This is a genomic window from Agromyces sp. CCNWLW203, from assembly GCF_036576125.1.
Classification (GTDB): domain Bacteria; phylum Actinomycetota; class Actinomycetes; order Actinomycetales; family Microbacteriaceae; genus Agromyces.
The window spans coordinates 575552-601275 of record NZ_JAZHYX010000001.1 but is presented as its reverse complement, the minus strand read 5'-3'; the positions used below and the strand labels follow the sequence as shown (position 1 = coordinate 601275).

Genomic DNA, 25724 nt, shown 5'->3' with positions numbered 1-25724 from the left:
GACCCGAACCCTATGAAGACCCGCATTATTGGCGCGATCATCGCTCTCCTCATTGCTGCGATCGGCGCGCTGGTTCTCGTCACGTATGTCCGCAGCGCGGATGCCCGTGCAGCTGAGGGCGCTGACTTGACTGAGATCTACGTCGTCACGGAGACCATTCCGAAGGGGACGCTCGGGGACACGGTTGGCGAATTCGTCGACGTTGGCACGATGCCGAAGCGAAACGTCGCAGATGGAGCGGTGACCGACCTCGACGAACTAATCGGTCTGGTCGCCGATGCCGAGCTGCTCCCAGGTGAGCAACTACTGGAAGCGCGATTTGCGGATCCCGCAGATCTTGCTGCGCGCGGCGATGTCGCTGTTCCAGATGGGATGCAGCTTGTTGCATTCACGCTCCCGGCGGACAGAGTCGTGGGCGGACAAGTTCGTGCGGGCGACAAGATCGGCTTGGTGGGCACCGTCGATGCGACAACGAAGTTCGCGTTCCATGGCGTGCTTGTCACCAAAGTTCAGGGCGCAGTTCGCGCGGTGGCCGATGCCGATTCACAACCAGTAGAGCAGGGTGCGGGCGACAACATCATGTTGACGATTGCGCTCAGCGCTCACGACATTGAGCGCTGGGTCTGGTTCACCGAGGGTGAGGCTGGAAACTACGCTCAGATGTGGCTCACGCTGGAGAACGAGACGACCGACAATAGCGGGACATCGCCGGTGACTGGAAGCAACGCGTTCTAGTGACCGCCTACGTACTAGTTAGCCGCTCAGCCGAGTTCGAGACCCGGCTCCGGGGCCTGCTCGGCGAGCGGCTCTCTGTGGTACCGGGGGAGTTTCTCACCTTCGGCCCGGAGGCCGTGATGGACCGAGTACCGGAGGACACGCGCGTCGCGTTGCTCGGACCGGTGCTGAACTATGAGGAGACCAAGGGTCTCGTCGAGGCGCTGACAGCAAGGCACCGAGGGCTGGGCGTAATTGTGGTGCGCGAGCAGCGCTCGGACCTCGAAGACTGGGTCGACGAGCTCGAGTTGCATGCAGTTCTGAGCCCCGAGGCCAGCGATGAGACCACAATGGGGCTGCTCGACCGTCTGGCGATGTGGCTCATCGCCAACGGGCGAGCGGATGAACACGACTTCGACGCGCCGTTGGCGCTGGAAATCGACGACATGCCGTTTATCGAGTCTGCCCGATTGGATGCGGAATCAGCGCTCGTCTCAGTCGCCACAGTTTCCGATTCGAACGACGTTGAGGTCGCAACAGACCCCGACGTCCCGGAATGGGAGTTCCCGCCGATCCAGGCTGGTTCACCCACCGACGCAATCGCCGTGATCGCGCCGAAAGGTGGGCAGGGAAAGACCACCATCGCGATCAACCTTGCGACGGGGCTTGCCGAGGTCGCTCCGAACTCGGTCGTGCTCGTTGATGCTGACCTGCAGTTCGGTGACATCACTGCCGCACTCTCGCTGTCGCCCACCCGAACGATTGTTGATGCGGTGGACGAAGCCGCGACCGATGAACTTGTGCTGAAGACGACACTGACCCACCATGAGGACGGCTTCTTCGTTGTCGCGAGCGCGCCCTCACCGGAACTTGGTGATCGGGTGTCGCCGCTTTCACTTGCACGCCTCATCGACCAATTGAGGGCGAGCTTCCGATACGTCGTCGTGGACACGACTCCAGGGCTGGGGGAGCACACGCTCATCGCGCTCGAGCACGTCACCGACGCGATCTTCGTCACCAACATGGGAGTACCGAGCCTCCGCGCGATGCGGACCGAGTTCGAGATACTCACGAAACTCGGCCTCATGCCGAGCAACCGGCACATCGTTGTCAATCAGACTGACAAGAACAGTGGCCTTAGCATTCGGGACGTCGAGAACATCATCGGTGCACCGATCGATGTCGAAGTTCCGAAGTCGTCGGCGGTTCTGCTTGCGTCGAATCGCGGGGTGCCACTCATCCATGATGATGTGCGCGATCCCGCAGCGAGAGCGATCCGCTCGATCGTGCTTCGCATTGCGCCTGAGGCGTTCCCGAAGCGCAGCAAAATCCAAAGAAGGCGGCGATCGAATGAACCTGAATGATCGGCTGAATGCCCTTCGCGCACAGGAGACAAGCCCAGACGATGCACAGTCATCGACGGCGACGTCTCCCGTTCCTCCGGAAGTTGGAGAGGAGACAGTCCGGGCATCCGCGATGTCGTTTGCCGCGCCAGCGGCGATGCCCGGTGAGACATCCTCGAAACCGAGTCAGGTCGATTTGACCTCCCGGGAGCCGCAGCAACGACCGGCGGGCGTCGCGGATCCGCTCGCTGCTATCAAGGAGAAGGCTGCCGAGGAACTCTTCGGACGTATCGGGAGTCGGCTGAACGATGCCTCGCTCACCGAAGAACAGTTGCACCAGCTTGCTCGCGCAGAGCTTGCGGACATCGTGGCGGGCGAGCAACTTGCGCTTTCGACTGCACAGCGAAATCGTTTGATCGACGACATCGGCGCCGATGTACTCGGATACGGCCCGCTCGAGCCGTTGCTCGCCGACCCGACTGTGAGCGAGATCATGGTCAATCGCTTCGATCGGCTCTACGTGGAGCGAAACGGTCGGTTGCAGGAGACGTCTCATCGTTTTACAGGCGAACCGCAGCTCCGACGTGTGATCGAGAGAATCGTGTCAAAAGTCGGGCGCCGTATCGATGAGTCGTCGCCGCTCGTCGACGCGCGTCTGGAAGACGGTTCTCGTGTGAACGCGATTATTCCGCCCCTTGCAGTCGACGGTGCATCGCTCACGATCCGAAAGTTCGCAGGTACGCCGTACACCGTCAATGATCTGATCGATTTCGGCAGTATGACTCGCGAGGCGGCGACTGTGCTTGACGCAGCAGTCCGTGCCAAGCTCAACATTCTCGTGTCGGGCGGAACCGGTACTGGTAAGACCACGCTTCTCAACGTGCTCTCGGCGTTCATCCCAGGAGATGAGCGCATCATCACCATCGAGGACGCAGTCGAACTCCAACTCCAACAGGAGCACGTAGTCAGACTCGAGTCCCGTCCATCGAACATCGAGGGCAGGGGCGAGATCACTATTCGTGATCTCGTACGCAACTCGCTGCGAATGCGGCCCGACCGGATCGTCGTTGGTGAAGTTCGCGGTGCGGAATCTCTCGACATGCTGCAGGCGATGAACACCGGCCATGAAGGGTCGATCTCAACGGTGCATGCGAACTCGCCGCGTGACGCGATCTCTCGCATGGAAACCCTTGTGCTCATGGCAGGCATGGACTTGCCGCTGCGCGCCATCCGGGAGCAGATCGCGTCGGCGATCGACATCATTGTGCAGATCGGCCGTCACAAGGACGGCGTCCGCAGGCTCACCCATATCACCGAAGTCCACGGAATGGAGGGCGACATCATCACTCTGCAAGACGCCTTCACGTTCGACTACTCGGCGGGCTTCGACAACGAGGGACGACTGCTCGGGCGAATCGAGCCGACCGGTGTGCGCCCTCGATTCGCGGAGCGAATCGCTGATCACGGAATTGCATTGCCGGTGTCGCTGTTTCAGCCCGATCTTCGCGAGATGTTGGGTGAGGTCCGATGAGTCCACTTGCGCTCGTGTTCGGAGTGGCTACTGGGCTGCTCGCGCTGCTCGTTCTTCTGTTCTTCGTGATTGCGCCACCCGCCCCACGGGTCGCGCGCGATCGCCGCCTTGCGCCGGGGACGGAACACGTGTCGGCACTCACAAAGGTCACGGAACGCACGACAGCGGCGGTCGACTCGGCTGTCTCGCGCGGGCGAGGCAGGATCTTCGGCCAGGAGGCGCTCGAACTCGCCGGCATTCATTCGTCGCCGTCCCAATTCATCGTGGTTGTCGGATCGGCGGCGAGCGTAGCCGCCCTCGTGGGCGTCGTTCTTGGGCTAAGCAACGGCGCATCGGTCTTTCTCGGTCTCCTGTTCCTTGTCGCAACGCCTGTCATCGCAAAGTTTGTGCTTTCCGTGCGCACTGGGCGCAGACAGGCGAAATTTGCCGACCAGATCGACGACACGCTTCAGCTGATCGCAGGTTCGCTTCGAGCTGGACATGGGCTCACTACGGCAGTTGGAGCTGTCGCCCGCGAAGCAGAGGCGCCGATGGGTGAGGAACTCACCCGTGTCGCGAACGAAGCACGGCTCGGTAGGAGCCTTGCCGATGGCATGGCGCTCGCAGCGAAGCGCATGAAGAGCGATGAGTTCGATTGGGTGGCTCAGGCCGTCGCCATCAACACCGAGACCGGTGGAAATCTCTCTGAGATCCTCCTGCAGATCAGCACGACCATCCGCGCCCGCAATGAAATACGTCGACTCGTCGCCGGTCTGAGCGCGGAGGGTCGCCTGTCCGGAATCATCCTCATCGTGCTTCCAATCGCACTGTTCTTGTTGTTTGCGTTCATGCAGCCGACGTACTTGCCGACGTTCTTCGGGAGCATCATCGGGATTCTTGCGCTGATCCTCGCGAGTATCCTCATGATCGTCGGGAGCGTCTGGGTGGCCGCCGTGGTGAGGGTGAAGTTCTGATGCCGGAGGCACTGATCTACCTGACTGCGGGGCTGACAGCGTTGGCGCTCGGCACTGCGGTATTCCTCCTCGTTGCGGGGAAGCGTAGAGCAAATGAAGGCCCGAGCGACGACCAGGAGCCCGTCGGCGTTCCGGTTCAGCGCGGAACGATTGGAGTCTCGCTCGTGGCGGCGTCGCCGCGTGGCTTTGTGAGCTGGGTGGATCGCCAGCTCGTCCTTGCCGGTCGGCCCGCCGGTTGGAATGTCTCTGGATTCTTCATCTGGAAGGTGGTGCTCGCGGTCGTAGGAGTTCTCCTTGGGGTCGTGTTCGTCAGTGTCGGAGGAGCGACCGCCATCAAGGTGGTTCTGGCTATCGGCGGCGCGACGCTCCTCTTCTTCCTCCCAGACGTCATGCTTCATAGTCGAGCGACCGAGCGCCAGCAGGCGATCACCCTGGCGCTGCCAGACACTCTCGACCAGATGACGATTGCGGTTGAAGCAGGCTTGGGATTCGACGCGGCAATGGCGAAGGCGGCGCGTGGGAACGATGGCCCCCTCGCAACCGAGCTCATCCGAGTCCTTCAGGACATGAGCCTCGGCAGGACTCGTCGCGATGGGTTCTCGGAGCTCGAACGGCGAACGTCCTCAGAAGACCTTCGTCGTTTCGCTCGCGCCGTCATTCAGGCGGATGCATACGGCATCGCCATCGCCAACGTATTGAGGGTCCAGGCCGGTGAGATGCGCCTGAAGCGTCGTCAGCGGGCAGAGCTACAAGCGCAGAAGATCGCAGTGAAGATCTTGTTTCCACTGGTCTTTTGCCTGCTGCCCGTGATGTTCATCGTCATCCTCACTCCTGCGGTCATCAGCGCGGTTCAGACTTTCGCTGGCCCGTGAGCTAAAGGCGAGTTCGTTCGGCGGGAGGTCGACTCGGAGCTTCATAGTCTCGAAGGCGAGGCCGCCAAAGGAAGAGCGGATACAACGAGACGCACATGATCGCGAAGGAGATGAGTGCGAATGTCTCGCTGTTCATGAGCGCCACGATCGAGATGTGGAGGCCGACACCGAGCAAGGCTGCGATCCGGCGACTTGCGCGGAACCAAAGGCCGATCGAAATGATGAGTTCGACGACGATGGTGAGCACAGCGGCTATGAGGGACAACTGCCATGGGAGATCGAGCCAGACCCAGTTCGAGAGCGGTGTACCTGAGACGAACGTCCGGTTCATCTTGCTGACCGCTGAGAAGAAATAAAGCACGGAGAGCTGACTCATCATGAGCAACTGCGGCCACCATGGCACGGTGACAGGCGCGTGGCGCCGAGTGAGAGACCAGGCCGCGTCTGATCGTGCGAATACGAGATACGCCATCAACAGGGTGGCGAGCCACCGGTGGCTGCTGTAGACCTGTTGGTCCGAGAGCAGAATCGTGGCATTCAGAACCACGGTCACGATGGCCGCAGGCGTCGTCATCCATCCGACGGCCACAGCGACTCCCGCCGCAATGGCAAGGGCGAGGCTCGCGATCAGCCATGGCAGTTCGAGGGCGGGCAGCCCTATGAACACGGGCGCGGCGAGGTAGCCCGCTGAGACGCGTTCCAGAATGGTGAACGCCTCGATCGCATTGAGGACTGTGGCGATGCCGAGCCCGATTCTTGCGATGGCGACCGGACGCGCATCTGTTCGGATGTCGATCAGTCGCATTCGATGCTCCGAACTTGACCCGACTGTTCCACCCGCACGCTCACCGCAGAAGCATCTGCTTCGCAGAGGGCCTCCGGCAGCGATGGCAGCCAGTCGATCTCTGGCCGATTCTTCGCCACGATCCGCTCGAAGTCGTCGACTGGATGTTCGAGTCCGCCGGCGTCGACGGTGACCGCCGTAATGCCGCCGAGCGCCGAGTACATCTGGAAGCCGAACTTCTGCGGAGGTGGTTGGAATAGCGCGACGAGCGGGACTGCAATCTGGAGGCCGATCACGGCGCAGATCGCGGCGGTGCCGATCGTGCCAAGCAGATGCCGACGAGAGGACACCGCCGCGCGACCGGCTTCACCGGTGTCGGTTACGTCGTTCGGGTTGCCCACGCTCTCAAGCTAGGGCTTAACCAGTCCGGCTCCAACGCCCGCATTGGTGGGCCACGTCGAGAAGGCGAGCGAGGCGGATGCCACGGTCGAGATGCTGCCCGATACTCCGACCAGACTCGCCCTCCCTGCGTTCGTGGCATCCCTCGCTAGGCTGACCTCAGACCGAGGGGAGGCGGCATGGCGGAGCTTGAGCACGCCGACCCCGGCCCCGAACCCCGCACCCCCGAGACCTGGCGCCCCGACGTCCTCGGCCCGGGCTTCGAGCAGCTCACCCTCCCGCTCGGCACCGACAACGAGGGCGAGGTCGTGGCGACCCTCGTGCGGTACCGGCCGCCGTGGCGCCTGCGGCTCACGCGAGGCGCGGCATCCGGAGCCGACGTGCTCTACGTGCACGGCTGGAGCGACTACTTCTTCAATCCCGGCCTCGCCGAGTACTGGGCCGACGCCGGCGCGCGCTTCTTCGCGCTCGACCTGCGCAAGTACGGCCGCAGCCTCCGGCCCGGCCAGACGCCCGGGTTCATCACGAACCTCTCCGACTACGACGCCGACATCGCCGCCGCGCTCGCCGCGATGGGGCACGGCGCGCCAGACGGTTCGGCGCGCACGGATGCCGCGGCGACCCGCAGCAACGCACGACCGCTGATCCTGCTCGGCCACTCGACCGGCGGGCTCACGCTCAGCCTCTGGGCCGCGCGGCATCGGGGTCGTGCTGCGGCGCTCGTGCTGAACAGCCCGTGGCTCGAGTTCCAGGCGAGCAAGATGGGGCGCGAGGCGCTCGCGCCCGTCATCGGCTGGGGGGCGAAGGTCAACCCGCTCGCGCCTCTGCCGAACGTCGACCTGGGCTTCTACACCCGCACCGTTTCGAAGGAGTTCGACGGCGAGTGGGAGTACAACCACGACTGGCGGCCCGATCGCGGGTTCACGGTGCATCCGGCCTGGCTGAACGCCGTGCTCGCCGGCCACGCCACCGTCGCCGCGCGCATCGACGTCGGCGCCCCGGTGCTGTCGCTGCTGTCGAAGCGGTCGACGCTGCAGGCGCGGTGGGATCCGGCGATGGCGTCGAGCGACATCGTGCTCGTGGTCGACGAGATCGCCGAACGCACGCTGCGCCTCAGCACGGTCGGCGCCGTGGCGCGCATCGACGGGGCGCTGCACGACGTGTTCCTGTCACGCGCGCCCGTGCGAGCGGCCGCGTACGACGCGATCACGCAGTGGCTGCGCGGGTACGCGCCAACATGAGCAAGACCGGAATCCGGATCAGACAAAGCAGCCTGGTCCTAGCGCTGTTGGCGTGGTTGGTGCTCGCCGGATTCGCGACCGTCTGCATCGGGATCTGGCTGTCGGAGTCGTTCTGGCTGATGGACTACACGCTGCGGGCCGACGCAGTCGCAAACGGCATGCCGTGGCTGATCCTCGGAGCTGCGCTTTCCATCGTCACGCTCGCCGGCGGACGCCTCGTGGGCGGACGATGGTGGGACTCGACTCTCGCCGTTGCACCCGCAATCGTCGTCGTCACCGTCGAACTGTTCACCGGGGTTGCGAACACCCTGATCGGACACGCGCTGTTCCTTCCGACGGTCGGGATCGCGATATTCGGCGCCGTGGCAGTCACCAGTGCAACCGTCAGGAGGCTTGATCGCTTTCCTGACTCCGGTTCGCCGAGGGCGGGCACTTCAGGGCCGTCCACTGGGGCGACATGATCGCCTTCCCGAAAGATAGCCAGAAACATGGCTAGAATGGTGGATGAGCGAGGAGGAGCCATGGAGACGGTCAATGTGCTCGATGCGCGAAACCACCTGTCGCGCCTCGTGGCGGTAGCTGAGCACGGCGGCGAGGTCGTCATCGCGCGACGGGGCCGACCGGTCGCGAAGCTCGTTCCCGTCGGTGGGGCGCGCGATCGAACCGCGGAGTCCTTTCTCGAATGGATGCTCGCGCATCGCCTGCCCTCGCGTGGGCGCTCGGCCGGTGCACTCGACGCCCGCATCCTCGCGGAGCGCGAGGCGTGGGATGAGTCGCACGAGTGATCTACGTCGACTCGTGCATCCTCATCTACGCGATCGAAGACGAGACTGAGCGTGGCGACCGCGTTCGCCGGGGACTTGGCGATGCCGGCGGCACACGGGTCGCGATCAGCCCGCTGGTGATGCAGGAGTGCCTCGTCGGCCCGTTGCGCGACGACGACCTCGGGCTTCGTGATCACTACCTGCGGGCGTTCGAGCAGTTCGAGCTGCTCGAACTCGGCGTGCCGCAGTTCATGCGGGCGGCAGAGCTCCGCGCTCGCACTGGCCTCCGCACACCCGACGCATTGCACCTGGCCGTCGCCCAGCTCGCAGAGTGCGCTGAGCTCTGGACCAACGATTCGAGGCTGGCCGCAGCATCCCATGGCTTGGCGGTCGACATCGTGCGCGGCGACTGACGCGGCATCCGCTTATCGTGCGAGACCCGCGCGCAATTGCGCGACCCGCCTAGCGGAAGTTCACGAACTGCAGCGCGACCTCGAGGTCTTTGCCCTTGAGCAGCGCCATCGTGGCCTGCAGGTCGTCGCGGCTCTTCGACGAGACGCGCACCTCGTCGCCCTGCGTCTGGCTCTTGACGCTCTTCGGCGCCTCGTCGCGGATGATCTTGTTGATCTTCTTCGCGTTCTCGGAGTCGATGCCGGCCTTCATCGTGGTCTCGATGCGGAACTCCTTGCCCGACGGGAACGGCTCGCCCGCGTCGAGCGAGCGCAGCGAGATGCCGCGCTTGATGAGCTTCGCCTCGTAGACCTCGAGGATCGCCTTCGCGCGCTCCTCGCTGTTGGCCTTGATCAGCACCTTCTCACCGGACTGCTCGATCGACGCGCCGACGTTCTTGAAGTCGTAGCGCTGCGCGACCTCTTTCTGCGCCTGGTGGAGGGCGTTGTCGGCCTCCATCTGGTCGACCTTGGAAACGATGTCGAACGTTGCATCTGCCATGCCGCCCAGTGTATCGGCGCGATCGAAACGGCGAGCGGATGCCGCGTGGTTGCGGTTGCCCGGCAGAGGGGGTTACTGCGGCGGGCGGGCCGTCGACGAGCGCACCCGCAACTCGTACGGCAGGGGAGTCGCGGCGGGCGTCGCGGCATCCGTCGTGCTCGGCTCGAGCTCGTCCATCAGGATCTCGACCGCCATCTCGCCCTGCACGCGCGGGAACTGCGCGACCGTCGTGAGGCCGAAGAAGTCGGAGAGGTCGTGGTCGTCGATGCCGGCGATCGAGACGTCGCGGGGCACGACGAGGCCGAGGTCGCGCGCGGCGAGCATCGAGCCGATCGCCATCTCGTCGGACGCGGCGAAGATCGCCGTCGGCCGGTCGTGCGGGGCGCCGAGCAGCTGCTTCGCGGCGTGGTAGCCGCCGCGAATGGTGAAGTCGGCCGGGGCGAACAGCCGTGAATCGACCTCGATGCCGGCGTCGCGGAGCGCGCCCTCGTACCCGATGCGGCGGTTCGTCGGCAGGTGGAAGTCCATGTCGAACTCGAGGTCGCCGCCGATGTGCGCGATGCGCGTGTGGCCGAGGCCGATGAGGTGCTCGGTCGCGAGCCGGGCGACGGCGACGTCGTCGATCGTGAGGGTGCGCACTCCCGGGATCGGGCCGCCGACACCGACGAGCGGCTTGCCGAGCTCGTGCAGGCGTGTGACCTCGGGCTCGGTGAGTTCAAGGGAGACGGCGATGACCGCGTCGACGCGTTGGCGCAGCAGGAAGTGCTCGAACACGCTCGAACGCTCCTGCCCGTCGCCCGAGAGGTTGTAGAGCGTGAGGTCGTACCCGCGGCGCAACAGCGCCTGCTGGGCGCCCTCGAGCACCGAGGAGAAGAACCAGCGATTCAGGAACGGCACGACGACGCCGATGTTGCGCGTGCGACCCGAGGCGAGGCTCGAGGCGTTCGAGGAGACGACGTAGCCGAGCCGGGCCGCCGCCTCTTCGACCTTCGCCTTCGACCCCGGGGAGACGTGGCCGCGGCCGCTGAGCGCGCGCGAGACCGTCGCGGTGGAGACTCCCGCGAGTCTCGCGACCTCTTCGATGCCGGCCATGGCTCCTCATTCCCGGCCTCGCCGAGTCGATCCCCGGCCTCGCCGAGGTGCTTCCCGGCCTCGCCGGGACAGTGGAATCCTATCTCCCGGCTGTCGTCCTTCCGCGTGGCGCGTTGCCTTGCTGCGGCGGGTGCGATAGAAATGGCCGAGTCTGGGCGCTCTCATCGACCGCGCAAACCCCCCAGTTCGCCGACTCGAAGGGAGCACGCTCATGAAGTGGGTCAAGCCGCTCGCCATCGGGCTCGTCGTGCTGTTCGCATTGTTCTTCATGATCAGCCGCCCTGAAGATGCTGCCAACGCAGTGCAGGGCGCGGTCGACGCGGTGGCCACGGCCGGCGCGGCGATGGGCAGGTTCTTCACCTCCCTCGCGTCATGAGGCCATGACGCCATGAGCGTGTTCGGGTTCGATCCGCGCGTCGAGCGCCACCTCATCTCCGATGAGGGCGAGGTGATCGTCGACGAGGTGCGCAAGCACTGGGCCGCGGTCGTCGGCGCGATGCTCGAGATGACCCTGGCCGTGCCCGCGCTGATCCTGCTCGTGTGGGTGCCGCAGCCGTTGTACTGGTTCCCCCTCTTCCTCGCGCTCTTCCTCTTCCTGCACGGGTTCTGGCGCATCCTGCAGGCCCGCATGGACCGCTTCGTCATCACGAACATGCGCGTGTTCCGCGTGCACGGGATCCTGTCGCAGCGCATCGCGACCATGCCGATCTCGCGCATCCTCGACATCTCGGTGCACACCCCGCTCATCGGTCGGGTGTTCGGCTACGGCCACTTCGTCTTCGAGTCTGCGGCGCAAGACCAGGGCCTCCGCGAGATCCGCTTCGTCGGGTCGCCCGATCAGCGCGGCGCCACGATCCAGCGCGTCATCCAGCGGTCGGGCCTCCGCGGCCCCGCCCGGCAGATGGTTCGCAGCGAGCAGTTCGACACGGCGCCGACACCGGCGGTGGCGCCCGAGCCGCAGCGCTACGACCCCGCGCCGCAGCCCGATCGCTACGACACGACCCCTCAGCGCGACCCGAACGACACCGCCGAGATGCCCTGGTGGCGGTCGTAGGCCGTCGATTTCTCGCACCGGCCCCCGCCGGGTACCATTGACAGGCCCCCGGTTGTGTGCAGAACGTGGTCGGGTGCGATGGCGAGTTACCCAAGCGGCCAAAGGGATCTGACTGTAAATCAGACTGCTCAGCATTCGGGGGTTCGAATCCCTCACTCGCCACCAGAGAAGCCCCGGTCAGCCGGGGCTTTCGTGGTTTCAGGCCCAGTGAGCGACGGATGCCGCGGTGCGATGTTCATCACACGCCGCTAGCGTGGCGGCATGAGTGAAGACGCATCCGCTGCACTGCTCGACCTCGCTCGGCGCATCGCGCTTGAGGCGGCGGAGTTCGCGATCGAGGCGCGACGCGGTGGGGTGAGCGTCGCCCTGACGAAGTCGTCGCCCGTCGACATCGTCACGGCGGTCGACCGCGACACCGAGGCGCTGATCAGGCGGCTCGTGCTCGAGGCGCGACCCGACGACGGCATCATCGGCGAAGAGGACGAGACCCGCATCGGCACGAGCGGCGTCGACTGGGTCATCGACCCGATCGACGGCACCGTGAACTTCCTCTACGGTATTCCGGCTTGGTCGATCAGCATCGCCGTCGTCACGGGGTCGGCCGACCCCGCCCGGTGGACCGCACTCGCGGCCGTCGTCGTGAACCCGAGCACGGGCGAGGTCTTCGAGGCCAGCGCTGGCGGCGGCGCCCGGCTCGACGGTCAGCCGTTGCAGGTGAACACGAATGTGCCGCTGAGCCACGCCCTCGTCGGCACCGGGTTCGGGTACGAGGCCGAAGTGCGACGCGCCCAGGCCGAGGTGCTGCTCGAGCTGCTGCCGCTCGCCCGGGATATCCGCCGTATGGGATCGGCGGCCCTCGACCTGTGCGCGGTCGCCGCCGGTCGCCTCGACGCGTACTACGAGCGCGGGCTGAACGCCTGGGACCACGCGGCGGGCGCGCTGATCGCGCAAGAGGCGGGCGCGAGGGTCGGCGGCCCAGGCGGGGGAGCCGCCACGTTCGATCTCGCCATCGCCGCGGCGCCCGGGCTCTACGAGGAACTCGCCGGCGCCCTGAGACGCGCCGGGGTCGACGCCTGACGCTGCGGGTGGCGATCCGCGGTAGTCGTGGGCTCGCAGCCTTCTGACAGGCGGAAATCACTGTTCGACGTGGCGAGAGCGGCTGAGAACGGTTAGTCTTTACCAACCTGTTATCTCGGCGCTGTCGGGATGTCCACCTCCCCGCGTTGTCCGTTTCCACGAAGCCGAGAGTTCCCCCCACGTGCTCGAGTCCCCCCTCGTGCCCGACGATTCCACGCCAGGCACCCAGGCCCTTTCGCGGCCCGAACGACCCCTGACTCGTCGTGAACTCCGTGAACGCGAGACGGCCCAGAACGCTGCGGCGCAGCATGCCGCGGCGATGGGGCAGCAGATGGCAGCGCCGGTCGAGCGGTCGACGGATGCCTCCTGGCCGACGGATGCCGCGTGGCAGCCGCTCCACACTCCGGCCGCTGCGCCGGCGCCCGCGTACAGCCCGGCGCCTGCGAGTGAGGCTCCCGTATTCAGCCCGGCGCCGGCTCCGGTGGCGCCGGCTGCGGTGTTCAACCCGATGCCTGCGGCTGCGGCTCCCGTGTTCAGCCCGGCCCCCGTTGCGCAGGCTCCCGCCGCTCCGTCTCCCGTCTTCAGCCCGGCGCCTGCGGCACCGGCTCCCGGCGCATTGAGGCCGAGGCGCGCTGCTGTCGCAGATCCGGTGTCACCCACTCCGACGGCGTACCATCTGCCGCACGCAGAGGCCCTACGGCCCGCACCTCAGGCAGCTCAGGTATCTCCCGCTCTTCCCGTCGCCGACGCACGACCGGCAACGCCCGCACCTCCCGCAGTCTCCATCCCCTCCGCAGCTGCCGCCCCGTCGGCTCCCGCCCTTGCACCTCCCGCCCCCGCTCCGACCCTTCAGGCCGAGCCGGTCGACCACTCGGTCGACAGGAACTCGGCCTTCGCCGTGTCACCGGCCGAAGCCGACGTCGTCGCCGAGTCGGGCATCGGCTTCGATGCGCTCTTCGCGGGTCTCGGCGACGAGCAGGAGCCGGCGCAGCAGAGCAGCCGGCGCGCCGAGGCATCCGCTCGCTCGAAGCGCCCGTCGCGCGCCGAGCGCAAGGCGGAGAAGGCCGAGAAGTCGGCGAAGTCGGCGAAGTCGGCGCGGCCCGCCGCACCCGTGCAACCCCTGGCCGTGCAGCGCCCTGCCGCGCCGGTCGCCGCGGCCGCGCCCGTCGCACCGCAGGTGCCTGTTGCACCGCCCGCGGCCGCTCCGGCGACCGATGACTTCGCCGCCGTGATCGCGGCCTCCGCGATGGCCCGTCTGGCCGACAGCACTCCGACTCCCGCCGCCGACTCGCTGTCGGCGGAGCAGTTCGCGCCCGCAGGCGTCTGGCAGCCGTCGACCGGCGTCGCGGCAGCCGAGCAGCGACCCCGTCGCTCTGCCTCTTCGGACACCGCGGGTGCTCGTCGGTCGAAGGGCCGTGCGACCGCTGCTGCGGCCCCGGCCCCGGCCCAGGCCGCAGCGCCCCGGCCCCCCGCCAGGCGCCCGGTCAAGCGGGCCGGGCGAATCGCACGCATGTCGAGCGGACTCGCAGCGATGAGCCTCGCGGCGATGCTCGCGGTTGCGACATCCGTGCCCTCGCTCTCGCTGCTCTCGCCCGCCGACGTGCAGGCCATGGCGCTCGAGCGGGCGACGATCGGCACCGAGCCCGGCCAGCACGTCGAGATCAACGGCGGCACGCTCGCGCAGACCGTGCAGCGCGACGGCTACGAGACGCAGACCATCGAGGAGTACGCCCGTGCAGCCGGCATCCGGCCCGAGGCGACGTTCACGAACAACCCGTCGGGCACGATCCAGTGGCCGTTCGCCGTCGGCGTGCACGTCGGCGACCGGTTCGGCTACCGCGACTGCGCCGGCTGCTCGAGCGACCACGGCGGCCAGGACTTCAACCCCGGCCTCGGCGCTGAGATCCAGTCCATCGCCGACGGCGTCGTCGCCAACTCGACCGACTCCGGCGGATCCCTCGGCGTGGTCATGATGATCGACCACATCATTGACGGCGAACTCGTCACGAGCGTCTACGCGCACATGGAGTACGACTCCCGCCGCTTCGAGACCGGCGACACCGTCAAGGTCGGCGACGTGATCGGCAACACCGGCGACACCGGCATGTCGACCGGCCCGCACCTGCACTTCGAGATCCGCCTCGGCGGCATGAGCGGCACCAAGGTCGACCCGCTCGAATGGCTGTACGCCAACACCAACTGACATGCGGCCGCACGTGCACGGACGCACGGTCGACGGGCAGACCCGGTGCGTGCACTACGCCACCGAGGTCGACGTCATCGCGATCCGATTCGCGTGCTGCGACCGCTACTACCCGTGTCACGCCTGCCATGCCGAGGCCGAATCGCACCCGGTCGTCGTGCGGCCGCGCGGCGAGTGGGATCAGCCCGGCATCCTCTGCGGCGTCTGCGGCACCGAGCTCTCGGTGGCCGAGTACCGGGCCACCGAGTCGTGCCCGGTCTGCGCCGCGGACTTCAACCCGCGCTGCCGCTTGCACTGGGGCCTCTACTTCGAGGAGTAGCGCCGGGATGGGCCCCGGCCGACCCCGGTTGTCCACAGATCGAGTGGAACTCGTCATCAAGAGGTCGAGCGCGTGAGACTCGATGGATGCCGCCCATCGCCCGTGTCGCCACCGCCATCCGGAACGCCGGAGGTGTTTGCTCCATCACACAGCTTCGGGAGCACGGCATCGCACGCGACGAGATCGTCGCCGCGTTCGCGACCGGGACGATTCATCGGATTCGTCGCGGGTGGTATTCGACGCCGGGCGCGAACGGCGACGTGGTGCGGGCGGTCCGAGTCGGCGGCGTTGCGACGGCGACGACCGTCCTGCGGACGCATGGCATCTGGATGCCGCGCTCCGTCGAATCCAGATCGAGGCTTCACGTGCGTGTCGGCCGAGGAGCGTCGCGCCTTCGCGCTCCTGACCTGGTGGAGGGGGCGCTGCATCCGCTCGATCGAAAGCGCGACCTGGTCTGCCTGCATCACCGCGACCATCCCCTCCCGACGTCGGCGTTCGACCCTCTGCCGCTCGCGCTGGCGGAGATGCTCAGGTGCGCCGAGCCGACCGACGCCATCGCGATGCTCGACTCAGCGCGGTCGAAAGTGATCTTGCAGCCGGGCGACGTTGAAGCGTTGAGAGACCTGACGATGCCATCGCGTCGGTGGATCATCGACCGTTCCGACCCCGGATCGGAGTCGGGCATCGAGACGAGAGTGCGTACGTTGTTGCGCTCGCGACGGATCAGCCACCGTGCCCAGGTGCGGGTCGGCGGTGTCGGGTGGGTCGACCTGCTCGTCGGCGACCGACTCGTGCTCGAGGTGGATGGGTCGCAGTTCCACTCGGGCGATGACGAGTTTGAGCAGGATCGGCGACGCGACTTCGAGCTTGCGATTCGCGGGTACCTCGTGATCCGGCTCAGCTACCGGATGGTCATGGACCACTGGGACGCGTTGAGTGAGCAACTGCTCAGCATCGTCGCTCGCGGAGAACACCGGTGGGGCTATCGCGCACAGGCGTACGGAGTCGCTGGTCGGGCACTGCCGCGGTTCAAGGTCGAGGACGACGGCGCGCCGTCGCCGCATTTTTCAGGATGAGCAGGACGTTGTCCCGCCATACAGACGTAACGCGGCGCTGATCCTGAAAAGTGCAATGTCCCGAGAGTCTGGATGTATCGCGCCGGCCTGCGACCGTGCCGCCTGCCTGCCTGCCTGCCTGCCTGCCTGCCACCTGCCTGACTGCCTGCCTGTCGCCGGTGGTATCGGGACCTGGTGCACTATTCAGGACGAGCGGGCCGTTGCCTCGAAATACGCGGGTGTCGCCGCCCTCGTCCTGAAAAGTGAACTCTGGTGGAGTTGCGCGCGACCGGCTACGCCGTGAGCCACACCGTCGTGTCGGCGGGCAGCGCGCGCCCATCGATCGCCTCGCTCGAGAGCAGCACATCACCCTCGGGCAGCTCGACGGGGGAGTCCCCGGCGTTCGCGATCACGACGACGTCGCCGTTGCGGAACGCCACGACCGACTCGGGGTAGCCCGGCAGCCACTCGAGCGTGCCGGCGCCCAGGTCGCGCGCACGGCGCAGCGCGAGGGCGTCGCGGTAGAGCGACAGGGTCGAGGCGGGGTCGCCCTGCTGCACGTCGCGAGCCAACGACGCCCACTGCTCGGGCTGCGGCAGCCACGAGGCATCCGTGGGGCCGAAGCCGTACGAGGGCGCCGTCGCTTCCCAGGGCAGGGGAACGCGGCATCCGTCGCGCCCGTAGCGCTCGCCGTTCGTGCGGAACCACGTCGGGTCCTGGCGAGCGTCGTCGGGCACGTCGATGACCTCGGGGAGGCCGAGCTCCTCGCCCTGGTAGAGGTAGACCGAGCCGGGCAGTGCGAGCATGAGCGCGGTCGCGGCGCGGGCGCGGCGGAGGCCCGGTGCGTACTCGGGCAGGCCCTTCGAGCGCGGCCCGAGGCCGTGGCCCTGCGGGTTCGCCTCGGTGACCGAGAGCCGGGTCGCGTGGCGCACGACGTCGTGGTTCGAGAGCACCCAGGTCGACGGGGCGCCGACCGCGGCGAAGGCGGCGAGCGAGTCGTCGATGACGTGTCGCAGCGCGTCGGCGTTCCACGGCGTCTCGAGGTAGGCGAAGTTGAACGCCTGGTGCATCTCGTCGGGGCGCACCCACCTGGCGAGGCGGGGCAGCGGGTCGACCCACGCCTCGGCCGCGAGCACGCGGTCGTCGGGGTATTCGCCCAGGAGCTTGCGCCAGTCGCGGTAGATCTCGTGCACGCCGTCTTGGCCCCAGTAGGGCGCGTTGTCGCCGGGTTCCGCCGAGATCTCGGGTTCGAGGGGCACGCCGGATGCCGCGGGCGTGACGCCGGCTGCTCCGCCCATGCTGCCGCCTTCGGCCGGAGGCGTGAAGTCGGGAAGGCCGTCGGCCTTGATCATGCCGTGGGCGACGTCGACGCGGAAGCCGTCGACACCGCGGTCGAGCCAGAAGCGGAGGATGCGGCGGAACTCCTCCCGCACCTCGTCGTTGGTCCAGTCGAAGTCGGGCTGCGAGCTGTCGAAGAGGTGCAGGTACCACTGGCCGGGCGTGCCGTCGGACTCGAGCACGCGGGTCCATGCGGGCCCGCCGAAGACCGACTCCCAGTTGTTGGGCGCCTCGGAGCCGTCGGCGCCGCGGCCGTCGCGGAACAGGTAGCGGGCGCGCTCGGCGCTGCCGGGCGCAGCGGCGAGAGCGGCCTGGAACCACTCGTGCGCATCGGAGGAATGGTTCGGCACGAGGTCGACGATGACGCGGATGCCGCGGGCATGCGCCTCGGCGATCATCGCGTCGAAGTCGGTGAGGGTGCCGAAGCGCGGGTCGACGTCGCAGTAGTCGGCGACGTCGTAGCCGGCGTCGCGTTGCGGCGAGGTGTAGAAGGGCGAGAGCCAGATCGCGTCGATGCCGAGCTCTTGCAGCGCGCCGAGGCGCGACGTGATGCCGGCGAGGTCGCCCATGCCGTCGCCGTTCGCGTCGGCGAACGACCGGGGGTAGATCTGGTAGATCGCGGCGGTGCGCCACCATTCGGAAGTCATGCGGAAACTGTACGTCATCTCGATACATGATGGAAACGCTTGCAGTTTCCGTACGTCACACGATGGTTACGAACCGGTATCAATGCGCGCTACCCGGTTTGGTAAAGCGCGCGAGGCAAGGTATACCTGTAATCGCTTGCACCAAGCGAGCATTCCATACGGAAGAACGGCCTTTCGGGCGCGGTGCCCCGTTTCACAGCGGAACGGGCGACTCTCACCAGGCGAAGGCGCCGATCTCACGCACACTGAGAAGGGCACACCAATGAGGGTGAACAAGAAGAGCCTCCTCGCCGCCGGAGCCGTCGCAGTCATCGCGACCCTCGGTCTCGCGAGCTGCGCAGGCGGCGACAGCGGCTCCGAAGGCGAGGCCTCGTCGAGCGGCACGCTGACCGTCTGGGTCGACGCCGAGCGCGTCGACGCGCTGCAGGCTGCGGCCGACGCCTACTCCGAGGAGAAGGGCGTGAAGGTCGAGCTCGTCGGCAAGGACAACGCCGACATCAAGGACGACTTCATCCAGCAGGTTCCGACCGGCAAGGGCCCCGACGTCACCATGGGCGCCCACGACTGGCTCGGCGAGCTCTCGACCAACGGCGTCGTGGCTCCCATCGAGCTCGGCGACTCGGCTGCCGACTACCTCCCCGTCGCGATCGACGCGTCGACGTACGAGGGCACGACCTACATGCTCCCGTACGCGGTCGAGAACATCGCCGTGCTCCGCAACGCCGACCTCGTTCCCGAGGCCGCGACGAGCTTCGACGACATGATCGCCAAGGGCCAGGCCGCCGGCCTCACCCAGCCGTTCGTCGTCGAGCAGGGCGCAGAGGGCAACCCCTACCACCTGTACCCCTTCCAGACCGCGTTCGGCGCTCCCGTCTTCGGCTCGAACGATGAGGGTTACGACCCCAGCGACCTGCAGATCGGCAACGCGGGCGGCGAGCAGTTCGCCACGTGGCTCGGCAGCCAGGGCAAGAACGGCACCGGCGTCTTCAACACCGACATCGACGGCGACATCGCCAAGCAGGCCTTCATCGACGGCACCGCGGCCTTCTGGCTGACCGGTCCGTGGAACGTCGGCGCTGCCACCGACGCCGGCATCAACGTCGCGATCGACACCGTGCCGAGCCCGACCGCCGAGGTCGCTTCGCCGTTCGCCGGCGTCAAGGGCTTCTTCGTCTCGTCCGAGTCGAAGAACAAGGTCGCCGCGAACGACTTCCTCGTCAACTACCTCGGCACCGAAGACGTTCAGCTCGAACTCTTCAAGGCCGGCAACGTGCTGCCCGCACTTTCGGCCGCAGCTGAGACCGCGTCCGAAGACCCGATCGTCGCCGGCTTCGCCGCCGTCGGCGCCGAGGCCGTTCCGATGCCCGCGATCCCCGCGATGGGTGCCGTGTGGCAGTACTGGGGCATCGCCGAGGCCGACATCATCAACGGTGCCGACCCGGTCGCCACGTGGCAGAAGCTTGCCGCCGACGTGCAGGCCGCGATCAGCAAGTAACGACTGAGAAGCTCCGGGCCGGATGCCGCCACGGCATGCGGCCCGGAGCACTCACGTTCGACGAGAAGAGCGAGCAGATGAGCACCACGATCGACGACGAGGTCTCGGCGGCGACGCCGCAGAAGCCGACGAAGAAGCAGCGGCGTGCCGCGAACATCGCCGACGCGGCATCCGGTGGGCTGAAGATGCTCCTCCTGAAGCTGCTGATGCTCGGCCTCGTCGACGCGATCGCGATCTACGGCGTCATCATCCTCGCGAGCGCCGGGCAGTGGTTCATCGCCGCGATCGTGGCCGTCGTCGCCGTGGTCGTCAACTGGATCTACTTCTCCCGTCGCAAGCTCCCGGCGAAGTACCTCACGCCTGGCGTGATCTTCCTCGTCGTCTTCCAGGTGTTCGTGCTCGTCTATACGGGCTACATCGCCTTCACGAACTACGGCACGGGCCACAACGGCTCGAAGGAGCAGGCGGTCTCGTCGCTCATGGCCTCGTCGCTGCAGCGCGTCGAGGACTCGCCGACCTACCCCGTCACCGTCGTCGACCAGGGCGGCACGCTCGGCCTGCTCGCGACGGACCCCGACGGTGAAGCGCTGCTCGGTACCAACGACCAGCCGCTCGCCCCCGTCGACGCCGAGATGGACGGCGACAAGGCGGTCGCCGTCGACGGCTGGACGACGCTGCAGTTCGCCGACGTCATCTCCCGCACCGACGAGATCACCGCCCTCGCCGTGCCGTTCTCCGACGACCCGAACGACGGGGCGCTGCGAACGCCAGACGGCTCGAGCGCCTACCTCTACCTCTCGAACCTCGAGTACGACGAGGCCGCCGGCACGATGACGAACCTCGACACCGGCACCGTCTACTCCGACATCGGCACGGGCGCGTTCACCTCCGATGACGGCGAGGAGCTGCTGCCCGGCTGGCAGATCGTCGTCGGCTTCGACAACTTCGTGCGCGCCGTCACCGACGAGCGGCTCGCCGGCCCGCTCGTGTACGTCACGCTCTGGACCTTCGCGTTCGCGCTCATCTCGGTCGCGACGACGTTCTTCCTCGGCCTCTTCCTCGCGATCGTCTTCAACGACATGCGCATGAAGGGCCGCAAGTACTACCGCGTGCTCATGATCCTCCCCTACGCGGTGCCCTCGTTCCTCTCGGCGCTGATCTGGGCCGGCATGATGAACGAGAGCTTCGGCTTCATCAACCAGGTGCTGTTCGGCGGGGCCTCCATCCCCTGGCTGACCGACCCCGTGCTGGCCAAATTCTCGGTGATCCTGGTGAATCTCTGGCTCGGCTTCCCGTACATGTTCCTCGTGTGCACGGGCGCCCTGCAGTCGATCCCCGAAGAGTTGCAGGAGGCCGCGACGGTCGACGGCGCGAAACCGTGGGCGGTGTTCCGGCTCATCAAGCTGCCGCTGCTGCTCGTCTCGGTCGCGCCGCTGCTCATCGCGTCGTTCGCGTTCAACTTCAACAACTTCAACGTGATCTACATGCTCACCGACGGCGGGCCGCGCGACTCGAACGCTCCGATCCCCGTCGGGTTCACCGACATCCTGATCTCGATGGTCTACAAGGTGGCGTTCACCGGGCAGACGCGCGACTACGGTCTCGCGAGCGCCTACTCGATCATCATCTTCATCATCGTGGCCGTGATCTCGGTCATCGCCTTCCGCCGCACCAAGTCGCTCGAGGAGCTGAACTGATGGCCGCCCAGCAGCCCGTTCCCGGAACCCCGACCGGCCTCATCGCCGGTGAGATCGACGAGTTCGCGGATGCCTCGACCCGCGCGAGCGTCTCGATCGCAGGCGCCGGCGGTGGCGCTGACGGCGGTGCCGGTGGTGCCGGCCGTGAGATCGCCCGCAAGCCGTTCAACCTGCGTCGCTGGTTCTTCGCGACCGGATGGCGTCACGTCGTCGGCGTCGTCATGGTGATCTTCTCGCTGTTCCCGATCGTCTTCGTGATCTCGTCGTCGCTGAACCCGCAGGGCACGCTCACCGGATCGAACGCCCTCTTCTCGAAGATCGGCCTCGACAGCTATGTGCGAATTCTCACCGACCCGCAGGTGCCGTTCCTGACCTGGTTCGGCAACACGCTCATGATCGCCGGCATCACCGCCGTGCTGACGGTGTTCCTGGGGGCGCTCGCCGCGTACTCGTTCTCGCGCATGCGGTTCACGGGCCGTCGCTTCGGCCTCATCTCGATCGTCGTCGTGCAGATGTTCCCGCAGCTGCTCGCCGTCGTCGCGATCTTCCTGCTCATGAGCGCGATCGGCGACTGGTTCCCCGCGATCGGCCTGAACACGCACATCGGCCTGATCATGGTCTACCTCGGCGGCGCGCTCGGCGTGAACACCTACCTCATGTACGGCTTCTTCAACACGGTGCCCGCGTCGATCGACGAGGCCGCGAAGCTCGACGGTGCAGGCCACGCCCGCATCTTCTTCACGATCATCCTGCGGCTCGTCGCGCCCATTCTCGCGGTCGTCGCGCTGCTCTCGTTCATCGCCTCGGTCAACGAGTTCGTCGTGGCATCCGTGCTGCTCATCGACACCGACAAGCAGACCCTCGCCGTCGGCCTCACGAAGCTCGTCTCGAACCCGCGCTACGCCGACTGGAGCGCCTTCTCGGCCGGCGCCGTCATCGCGGCGCTGCCGGTCGTCGCGCTCTTCCTGTTCTTGCAGAAGTACATCGTCGGCGGGCTGACCGCCGGCGCCGTGAAGTAGGCCGCGCGCAGCAAGGTCGGTCGGCCCATCTCGTCCTGACGCTTGCAGCAATTCAGGAGCGGAGGTGTGTCGCGCCCCCGCATTTCACACCCAGACCGCGACTCGCCACTCCGCTCCTGAATTGCTGCAGGTGCCGTGGGTGGGTGATGGAAAGGTGGACCCATGCCAGAAGCCCTGACTCCGCACCACGACGGATCCCCGCTGCACGTCTCGACGCAGACGCCCGCGCTCGGTGAGACCGTGCGCGTTCGCCTGCGCGTGCCCGAGTCGTTCGGGTCGCTGTCGTGGGTGGGCACCCGGTCGAACCCCGACCGCGAGCCGCGGTTCAACGAGGCCGTGCTGCTCCCGTCGACCGGCACTGCCGAGGGTTGGCAGTGGTGGGAGGCGGCCGTCGAGGTCGAAAACCCCGTGCACGGCTACCGCTGGCTGCTCGTCGGCAGTGACGGTCGACAGCACTGGCTGAACCAGCTCGGCCTGTCGTCGGTCGAGACCCGCGACCACGACGACTTCAGGCTCGTGGCGCACGAGCCCGCGCCCGACTGGGCGGCGTCGAGCGTCATGTACCAGGTGTTCCCCGACCGCTTCGCGAAGTCGCGTGACGCTCCATTCGACGAACTTCGCGCGCGTGGCGAGCTGCCCGAATGGGCGATCGCGGCCGACTGGAGCGACCCGGTCGACCCTGAGTACCCCGGCCGCTCGAAGCAGCTGTTCGGCGGCGACCTCGACGGCGTGCGCGAGCAGCTCGACCACCTCGCCTCGCTCGGCGTCGACCTGCTCTACCTGACTCCCGTCTTCCCGGCGCGCTCGAACCACCGCTACGACGCGACGACCTTCGACCTCGTCGACCCGCTCCTCGGCGGCGACGAGGCGCTCGTGCGGCTCGTCGAGGCGGCGCATGCCCGCGGCATCCGCGTCATCGGCGACCTGACCTCGAACCATTCGGGCGATGCGCACGAGTGGTTCCGCGCGGCGCAGGCAGGCGAAGAGGCGCCAGAGCGCGAGTTCTACTTCTTCCGCGACCAGGCCGACGGCGGAGGCTACGAGTCGTGGCTCGGAGTGCCGAGCCTGCCGAAGTTCGACTGGAGCTCTGCCGAGCTCCGCCGTCGCTTCGTCGAGGGCCCCGACTCGGTCGTCGCACGGTTTCTCGGAGCGCCGTTCCATCTCGACGGCTGGCGCATCGATGTCGCGAACATGACGGGCCGGCTCGGCTCGGCCGACCTGAACGCCGAGGTACGGCAGACGATCCGCCGCACGATGCTCGAGGTGAAGCCCGACACGCTGCTGCTGGGGGAGTCGACGAACGACGCCGCGAGCGACTTCCAGGGCGACGCGTGGCACGGCGCGATGACGTACACGCCGTTCACCCGGCCGCTCTGGAGCTGGCTGCTCGAGCCGGGCAGCCCGGCCGGCGGCGGTCTCGGCTTCGCGCTGGGGCAGGTGCCGTCGTTCACCGGCGGCGACTTCCTCGCCGCCCACCTCCGGTTCGCCGCGGGCTTCCCATGGCGCACCCGTCTCGCGACCATGAACGCGCTCGACACCCACGACACCCCGCGCTTCGCGACGCACGCACGGCCAGGCGTGCTGCCCGCGGCACTCGGCCTCGCGGTGACGCTGCCGGGCATCCCGGTGGTCTGGGCCGGCGACGAGTTCGGGCTGACCGGCGTCGACGGCGAGGCCTCGCGCACGCCCATGCCGTGGGGGAGCGAGACCTCGCCCGAGGTCGCACCCGTGCTCGAGACCTATCGCTCACTGCTCCGGCTGCGCCGCGAGCACCTGGTGCTCGCGAGCGGCGGCATCCGCTGGCTCGCCGTCGGCGACGACGCGGTGGCCTTCGTGCGCGAGTCGGCCGACGAGTCGGTGCTCGTGTTCGCCGCGCGTGCGGCCGCGACACTCGCATTCGATGCGGCATCGCTCGGCGTCGAGCTTGGTGAAGGCAGTGCAGCGGATGCCGCGGCGCCCCTGTACGGCACGGCGCGAGTCGCGGCATCCGCTGGTCTGGTGACGCTCGAAACCAACGAAGCCGGCTTCGCCGCGTGGGCCCTGCCGGGCATCTCGGCACCGTCGTGGTCGGGGGAATCGCCGTGATCGACGCGTGCCCCGAAGCCGCTCGTGAGCGGTTGTCGTCTCGGTTCGGAGGTGCCGCCGAGAGGTGATATCCTCGTACGGTTGCCAAGTGCGGCAACGCGCCCCGATAGCTCAGTGGTAGAGCACTTCCATGGTAAGGAAGGGGTCGTCAGTTCAATCCTGACTCGGGGCTCTGGTTCTCTTCGGTTCGGCCATTCGGCTGGGCGGGGGAAGCCTACCCGGCGGGGTAGCTCAGGTGGTTAGAGCACACGGCTCATAATCGTGGTGTCGCGGGTTCGAGTCCCGCCCTCGCTACTGGAAGAATTCCTGGTCGGCCACGTCGACCACGAGCCCAGCACGGCGGCAGCGCTCCACGAGTGCACTGCCTGCCGCATCGTCCGTGATGAGTCGGGACACGCGCGACGTCGGCACCGTCGTGATGAGCGACTCGGCGCCCATCTTCGTGTGGTCGACGAGCGCAACGACCTCTGCCGCTGCAGCGGCCATCGCCCGGTCAATCTCGGCGACGTGGGCGTTCGGCGTGGTCAGTCCGCGCTCGATGGTGAAGCCATTGCCCGAGAGGAAGGCGAACGGCGCCCGCAGCCCGGTGAAGAACCGCTCCGCGCGAGATCCGACGAGTGCCCGAGTGCTGCCGCGCACCTCACCGCCCGCGAGGTGCACGTCGATCGTGGCGGCGTCGGCGAGCGCGTCGGCGACGAGCAGTGAGTTCGTCCACACTTGGATCTGCTTGCCGATGAGCTGGTTCGCGAACTCCAGCGTCGTGGTGCCGGCACCGACGATCACGGCGTCCCCATCCGTCACGAGCTCGGCGGCCGCCCGTCCGATCAACGTCTTCTCAGTCATCGCGATGCGCGACTTGTCGTGGAAGCTCGGCTCGAGCGTGTGCCGGCTCCTGGCGCGGGCGATACCGCGCGCGTACGAGATGCGTCCGCGTGCAGCGAGCTCACGGAGGTCGCGGCGGAGGGTGACCGCGGATGTCGCGACACCGGCCCCGAGATCGGAGAGGCGCGCTTCACCGCGCTCCTGCACCAATTCGACGATCCGTTGTTGTCGTTCCGCCTTGTCCACCGGCCACCGCTCCCTCACTTCCT

General features: G+C 67.2%; 25 protein-coding genes and 3 tRNA genes. 22 read left to right on the top strand and 6 right to left on the bottom strand.

Features of this window, described 5'->3' with window-relative positions:
* The first annotated feature begins 12 nt into the window (after nt 1-12).
* Genes VPH61_RS02735 through VPH61_RS02715 form a run of 5 tightly spaced genes read left to right on the top strand, consistent with a single transcriptional unit; the run spans nt 13 to nt 5413 of the window.
* Complete coding sequence (locus tag VPH61_RS02735) at nt 13-735, top strand: Flp pilus assembly protein CpaB (RefSeq protein ID WP_332061983.1); 723 nt, start codon at nt 13-15, stop codon at nt 733-735.
* A complete protein-coding gene (locus tag VPH61_RS02730; protein ID WP_332061982.1) occupies nt 735-2078 on the top strand; it encodes an AAA family ATPase in 1344 nt (447 codons plus the stop codon). The genes VPH61_RS02735 and VPH61_RS02730 overlap by 1 nt, the downstream gene beginning before the upstream one ends.
* Nucleotides 2065-3588: a CpaF family protein gene (locus tag VPH61_RS02725; protein WP_332061981.1), complete on the top strand. Its 1524-nt coding sequence runs from the start codon at nt 2065-2067 to the stop codon at nt 3586-3588. Before VPH61_RS02730 ends, VPH61_RS02725 begins: the two co-directional genes overlap by 14 nt.
* Nucleotides 3589-3602: 14 nt before the next feature.
* Nucleotides 3603-4541, top strand: coding sequence for a type II secretion system F family protein (locus tag VPH61_RS02720; protein WP_332061980.1), 939 nt, complete (start codon nt 3603-3605; stop codon nt 4539-4541).
* On the top strand, nt 4541-5413 hold the full coding sequence (locus VPH61_RS02715; RefSeq protein WP_332061979.1) for a type II secretion system F family protein: 873 nt from the start codon (nt 4541-4543) through the stop codon (nt 5411-5413). Before VPH61_RS02720 ends, VPH61_RS02715 begins: the two co-directional genes overlap by 1 nt.
* 1 nt (nt 5414) lies before the next feature.
* Here VPH61_RS02715 and VPH61_RS02710 read toward each other — a convergent pair whose 3' ends face one another.
* Entirely contained in the window at nt 5415-6218 is an 804-nt protein-coding gene (locus tag VPH61_RS02710; protein WP_332061978.1) for an HTTM domain-containing protein, read from the bottom strand.
* Entirely contained in the window at nt 6209-6598 is a 390-nt protein-coding gene (locus VPH61_RS02705; RefSeq protein WP_332061977.1) for a hypothetical protein, read from the bottom strand. The genes VPH61_RS02710 and VPH61_RS02705 overlap by 10 nt, the downstream gene beginning before the upstream one ends.
* A gap of 177 nt (nt 6599-6775) precedes the next feature.
* On the opposite strand from VPH61_RS02705, the gene VPH61_RS02700 reads away from it, so the two are divergent.
* Genes VPH61_RS02700 through VPH61_RS02685 form a run of 4 tightly spaced genes read left to right on the top strand, consistent with a single transcriptional unit; the run spans nt 6776 to nt 9014 of the window.
* The gene (locus VPH61_RS02700; protein ID WP_332061976.1) at nt 6776-7837 is read left to right on the top strand and encodes an alpha/beta hydrolase; all 1062 of its coding nucleotides are present in this window, start codon (nt 6776-6778) and stop codon (nt 7835-7837) included.
* Nucleotides 7834-8298: a hypothetical protein gene (locus VPH61_RS02695; protein ID WP_332061975.1), complete on the top strand. Its 465-nt coding sequence runs from the start codon at nt 7834-7836 to the stop codon at nt 8296-8298. Before VPH61_RS02700 ends, VPH61_RS02695 begins: the two co-directional genes overlap by 4 nt.
* Before the next feature lie 60 nt (nt 8299-8358).
* Nucleotides 8359-8622, top strand: coding sequence for a type II toxin-antitoxin system Phd/YefM family antitoxin (locus VPH61_RS02690; RefSeq protein WP_332061974.1), 264 nt, complete (start codon nt 8359-8361; stop codon nt 8620-8622).
* Nucleotides 8619-9014, top strand: a complete 396-nt coding sequence (locus VPH61_RS02685; RefSeq protein ID WP_332061973.1) for a type II toxin-antitoxin system VapC family toxin — start codon at nt 8619-8621, stop codon at nt 9012-9014. The genes VPH61_RS02690 and VPH61_RS02685 overlap by 4 nt, the downstream gene beginning before the upstream one ends.
* Nucleotides 9015-9063: 49 nt before the next feature.
* Here the strand turns inward: VPH61_RS02685 and VPH61_RS02680 are convergent, their stop codons facing one another.
* Entirely contained in the window at nt 9064-9552 is a 489-nt protein-coding gene (locus tag VPH61_RS02680; RefSeq protein ID WP_022891219.1) for a YajQ family cyclic di-GMP-binding protein, read from the bottom strand.
* 72 nt (nt 9553-9624) lie between these two features.
* On the bottom strand, nt 9625-10644 hold the full coding sequence (locus VPH61_RS02675; RefSeq protein WP_332061972.1) for a LacI family DNA-binding transcriptional regulator: 1020 nt from the start codon (nt 10642-10644) through the stop codon (nt 9625-9627).
* Nucleotides 10645-10855: 211 nt separating this feature from the next.
* Here VPH61_RS02675 and VPH61_RS02670 point away from each other — a divergent pair, with 211 nt between their 5' ends.
* From VPH61_RS02670 to VPH61_RS02640, 7 genes are all read left to right on the top strand, one after another.
* Nucleotides 10856-11020, top strand: coding sequence for a hypothetical protein (locus VPH61_RS02670; protein WP_332061971.1), 165 nt, complete (start codon nt 10856-10858; stop codon nt 11018-11020).
* Nucleotides 11021-11032: 12 nt separating this feature from the next.
* Nucleotides 11033-11698 (top strand): PH domain-containing protein, encoded by a 666-nt coding sequence (locus VPH61_RS02665; RefSeq protein WP_332061970.1) that lies wholly within the window; start codon nt 11033-11035, stop codon nt 11696-11698.
* A gap of 80 nt (nt 11699-11778) precedes the next feature.
* Nucleotides 11779-11863 (top strand) — tRNA-Tyr (locus tag VPH61_RS02660).
* 96 nt (nt 11864-11959) lie between these two features.
* Nucleotides 11960-12775: an inositol monophosphatase family protein gene (locus tag VPH61_RS02655; RefSeq protein WP_332061969.1), complete on the top strand. Its 816-nt coding sequence runs from the start codon at nt 11960-11962 to the stop codon at nt 12773-12775.
* Between the two features lie 898 nt (nt 12776-13673).
* Nucleotides 13674-14978 carry a M23 family metallopeptidase gene (locus VPH61_RS02650; RefSeq protein ID WP_332061968.1) on the top strand — a complete coding sequence of 435 codons (1305 nt, stop codon included), beginning with the start codon at nt 13674-13676 and terminating at the stop codon, nt 14976-14978.
* 1 nt (nt 14979) lies between these two features.
* Entirely contained in the window at nt 14980-15297 is a 318-nt protein-coding gene (locus tag VPH61_RS02645; protein WP_332061967.1) for a CHY zinc finger protein, read from the top strand.
* A gap of 86 nt (nt 15298-15383) precedes the next feature.
* Complete coding sequence (locus tag VPH61_RS02640) at nt 15384-16373, top strand: endonuclease domain-containing protein (protein WP_332061966.1); 990 nt, start codon at nt 15384-15386, stop codon at nt 16371-16373.
* 272 nt (nt 16374-16645) lie between these two features.
* On the opposite strand, the gene VPH61_RS02635 is transcribed toward VPH61_RS02640, so the two are convergent.
* Complete coding sequence (locus VPH61_RS02635) at nt 16646-18337, bottom strand: glycoside hydrolase family 13 protein (protein ID WP_332061965.1); 1692 nt, start codon at nt 18335-18337, stop codon at nt 16646-16648.
* Nucleotides 18338-18599: 262 nt separating this feature from the next.
* Between VPH61_RS02635 and VPH61_RS02630 the strand changes: the two genes are divergently transcribed.
* The 6 genes from VPH61_RS02630 to VPH61_RS02605 all read left to right on the top strand — a co-directional run bounded on the left by VPH61_RS02630 (nt 18600) and on the right by VPH61_RS02605 (nt 24927).
* A complete protein-coding gene (locus tag VPH61_RS02630) occupies nt 18600-19832 on the top strand; it encodes a sugar ABC transporter substrate-binding protein (protein ID WP_332061964.1) in 1233 nt (410 codons plus the stop codon).
* Between the two features lie 77 nt (nt 19833-19909).
* Entirely contained in the window at nt 19910-21529 is a 1620-nt protein-coding gene (locus VPH61_RS02625) for an ABC transporter permease subunit (protein WP_332061963.1), read from the top strand.
* Nucleotides 21529-22548, top strand: coding sequence for a sugar ABC transporter permease (locus VPH61_RS02620; protein WP_332061962.1), 1020 nt, complete (start codon nt 21529-21531; stop codon nt 22546-22548). Before VPH61_RS02625 ends, VPH61_RS02620 begins: the two co-directional genes overlap by 1 nt.
* Before the next feature lie 162 nt (nt 22549-22710).
* On the top strand, nt 22711-24633 hold the full coding sequence (locus VPH61_RS02615; protein ID WP_332061961.1) for a glycoside hydrolase family 13 protein: 1923 nt from the start codon (nt 22711-22713) through the stop codon (nt 24631-24633).
* A 100-nt stretch (nt 24634-24733) separates the two neighbouring features.
* Nucleotides 24734-24805: transfer RNA gene (locus VPH61_RS02610), tRNA-Thr, on the top strand.
* Between the two features lie 48 nt (nt 24806-24853).
* Nucleotides 24854-24927: transfer RNA gene (locus VPH61_RS02605), tRNA-Met, on the top strand.
* On the opposite strand, the gene VPH61_RS02600 is transcribed toward VPH61_RS02605, so the two are convergent.
* Complete coding sequence (locus VPH61_RS02600) at nt 24925-25701, bottom strand: DeoR/GlpR family DNA-binding transcription regulator (protein ID WP_332061960.1); 777 nt, start codon at nt 25699-25701, stop codon at nt 24925-24927. The two genes, VPH61_RS02605 and VPH61_RS02600, sit on opposite strands and share 3 nt — an antisense overlap.
* Between the last annotated feature and the right edge of the window lie 23 nt (nt 25702-25724).

What these genes read in the sequence shown, in the direction of transcription:
- VPH61_RS02710 (WP_332061978.1), bottom strand. Translation starts at nt 6,218, where the DNA reads ATGCGACTGATCGACATCCGAACAGATGCGCGTCCGGTCGCCATCGCA.
- VPH61_RS02680 (WP_022891219.1), bottom strand. Translation starts at nt 9,552, where the DNA reads ATGGCAGATGCAACGTTCGACATCGTTTCCAAGGTCGACCAGATGGAG.
- VPH61_RS02735 (WP_332061983.1), top strand. Translation starts at nt 13, where the DNA reads ATGAAGACCCGCATTATTGGCGCGATCATCGCTCTCCTCATTGCTGCG.
- VPH61_RS02700 (WP_332061976.1), top strand. Translation starts at nt 6,776, where the DNA reads ATGGCGGAGCTTGAGCACGCCGACCCCGGCCCCGAACCCCGCACCCCC.
- VPH61_RS02645 (WP_332061967.1), top strand. Translation starts at nt 14,980, where the DNA reads ATGCGGCCGCACGTGCACGGACGCACGGTCGACGGGCAGACCCGGTGC.
- VPH61_RS02625 (WP_332061963.1), top strand. Translation starts at nt 19,910, where the DNA reads ATGAGCACCACGATCGACGACGAGGTCTCGGCGGCGACGCCGCAGAAG.
- VPH61_RS02615 (WP_332061961.1), top strand. Translation starts at nt 22,711, where the DNA reads ATGCCAGAAGCCCTGACTCCGCACCACGACGGATCCCCGCTGCACGTC.
- VPH61_RS02630 (WP_332061964.1), top strand. Translation starts at nt 18,600, where the DNA reads ATGAGGGTGAACAAGAAGAGCCTCCTCGCCGCCGGAGCCGTCGCAGTC.
- VPH61_RS02635 (WP_332061965.1), bottom strand. Translation starts at nt 18,337, where the DNA reads ATGACTTCCGAATGGTGGCGCACCGCCGCGATCTACCAGATCTACCCC.
- VPH61_RS02675 (WP_332061972.1), bottom strand. Translation starts at nt 10,644, where the DNA reads ATGGCCGGCATCGAAGAGGTCGCGAGACTCGCGGGAGTCTCCACCGCG.
- VPH61_RS02620 (WP_332061962.1), top strand. Translation starts at nt 21,529, where the DNA reads ATGGCCGCCCAGCAGCCCGTTCCCGGAACCCCGACCGGCCTCATCGCC.
- VPH61_RS02640 (WP_332061966.1), top strand. Translation starts at nt 15,384, where the DNA reads ATGCCGCCCATCGCCCGTGTCGCCACCGCCATCCGGAACGCCGGAGGT.
- VPH61_RS02665 (WP_332061970.1), top strand. Translation starts at nt 11,033, where the DNA reads ATGAGCGTGTTCGGGTTCGATCCGCGCGTCGAGCGCCACCTCATCTCC.
- VPH61_RS02695 (WP_332061975.1), top strand. Translation starts at nt 7,834, where the DNA reads ATGAGCAAGACCGGAATCCGGATCAGACAAAGCAGCCTGGTCCTAGCG.
- VPH61_RS02655 (WP_332061969.1), top strand. Translation starts at nt 11,960, where the DNA reads ATGAGTGAAGACGCATCCGCTGCACTGCTCGACCTCGCTCGGCGCATC.
- VPH61_RS02670 (WP_332061971.1), top strand. Translation starts at nt 10,856, where the DNA reads ATGAAGTGGGTCAAGCCGCTCGCCATCGGGCTCGTCGTGCTGTTCGCA.
- VPH61_RS02725 (WP_332061981.1), top strand. Translation starts at nt 2,065, where the DNA reads ATGAACCTGAATGATCGGCTGAATGCCCTTCGCGCACAGGAGACAAGC.
- VPH61_RS02690 (WP_332061974.1), top strand. Translation starts at nt 8,359, where the DNA reads ATGGAGACGGTCAATGTGCTCGATGCGCGAAACCACCTGTCGCGCCTC.
- VPH61_RS02715 (WP_332061979.1), top strand. Translation starts at nt 4,541, where the DNA reads ATGCCGGAGGCACTGATCTACCTGACTGCGGGGCTGACAGCGTTGGCG.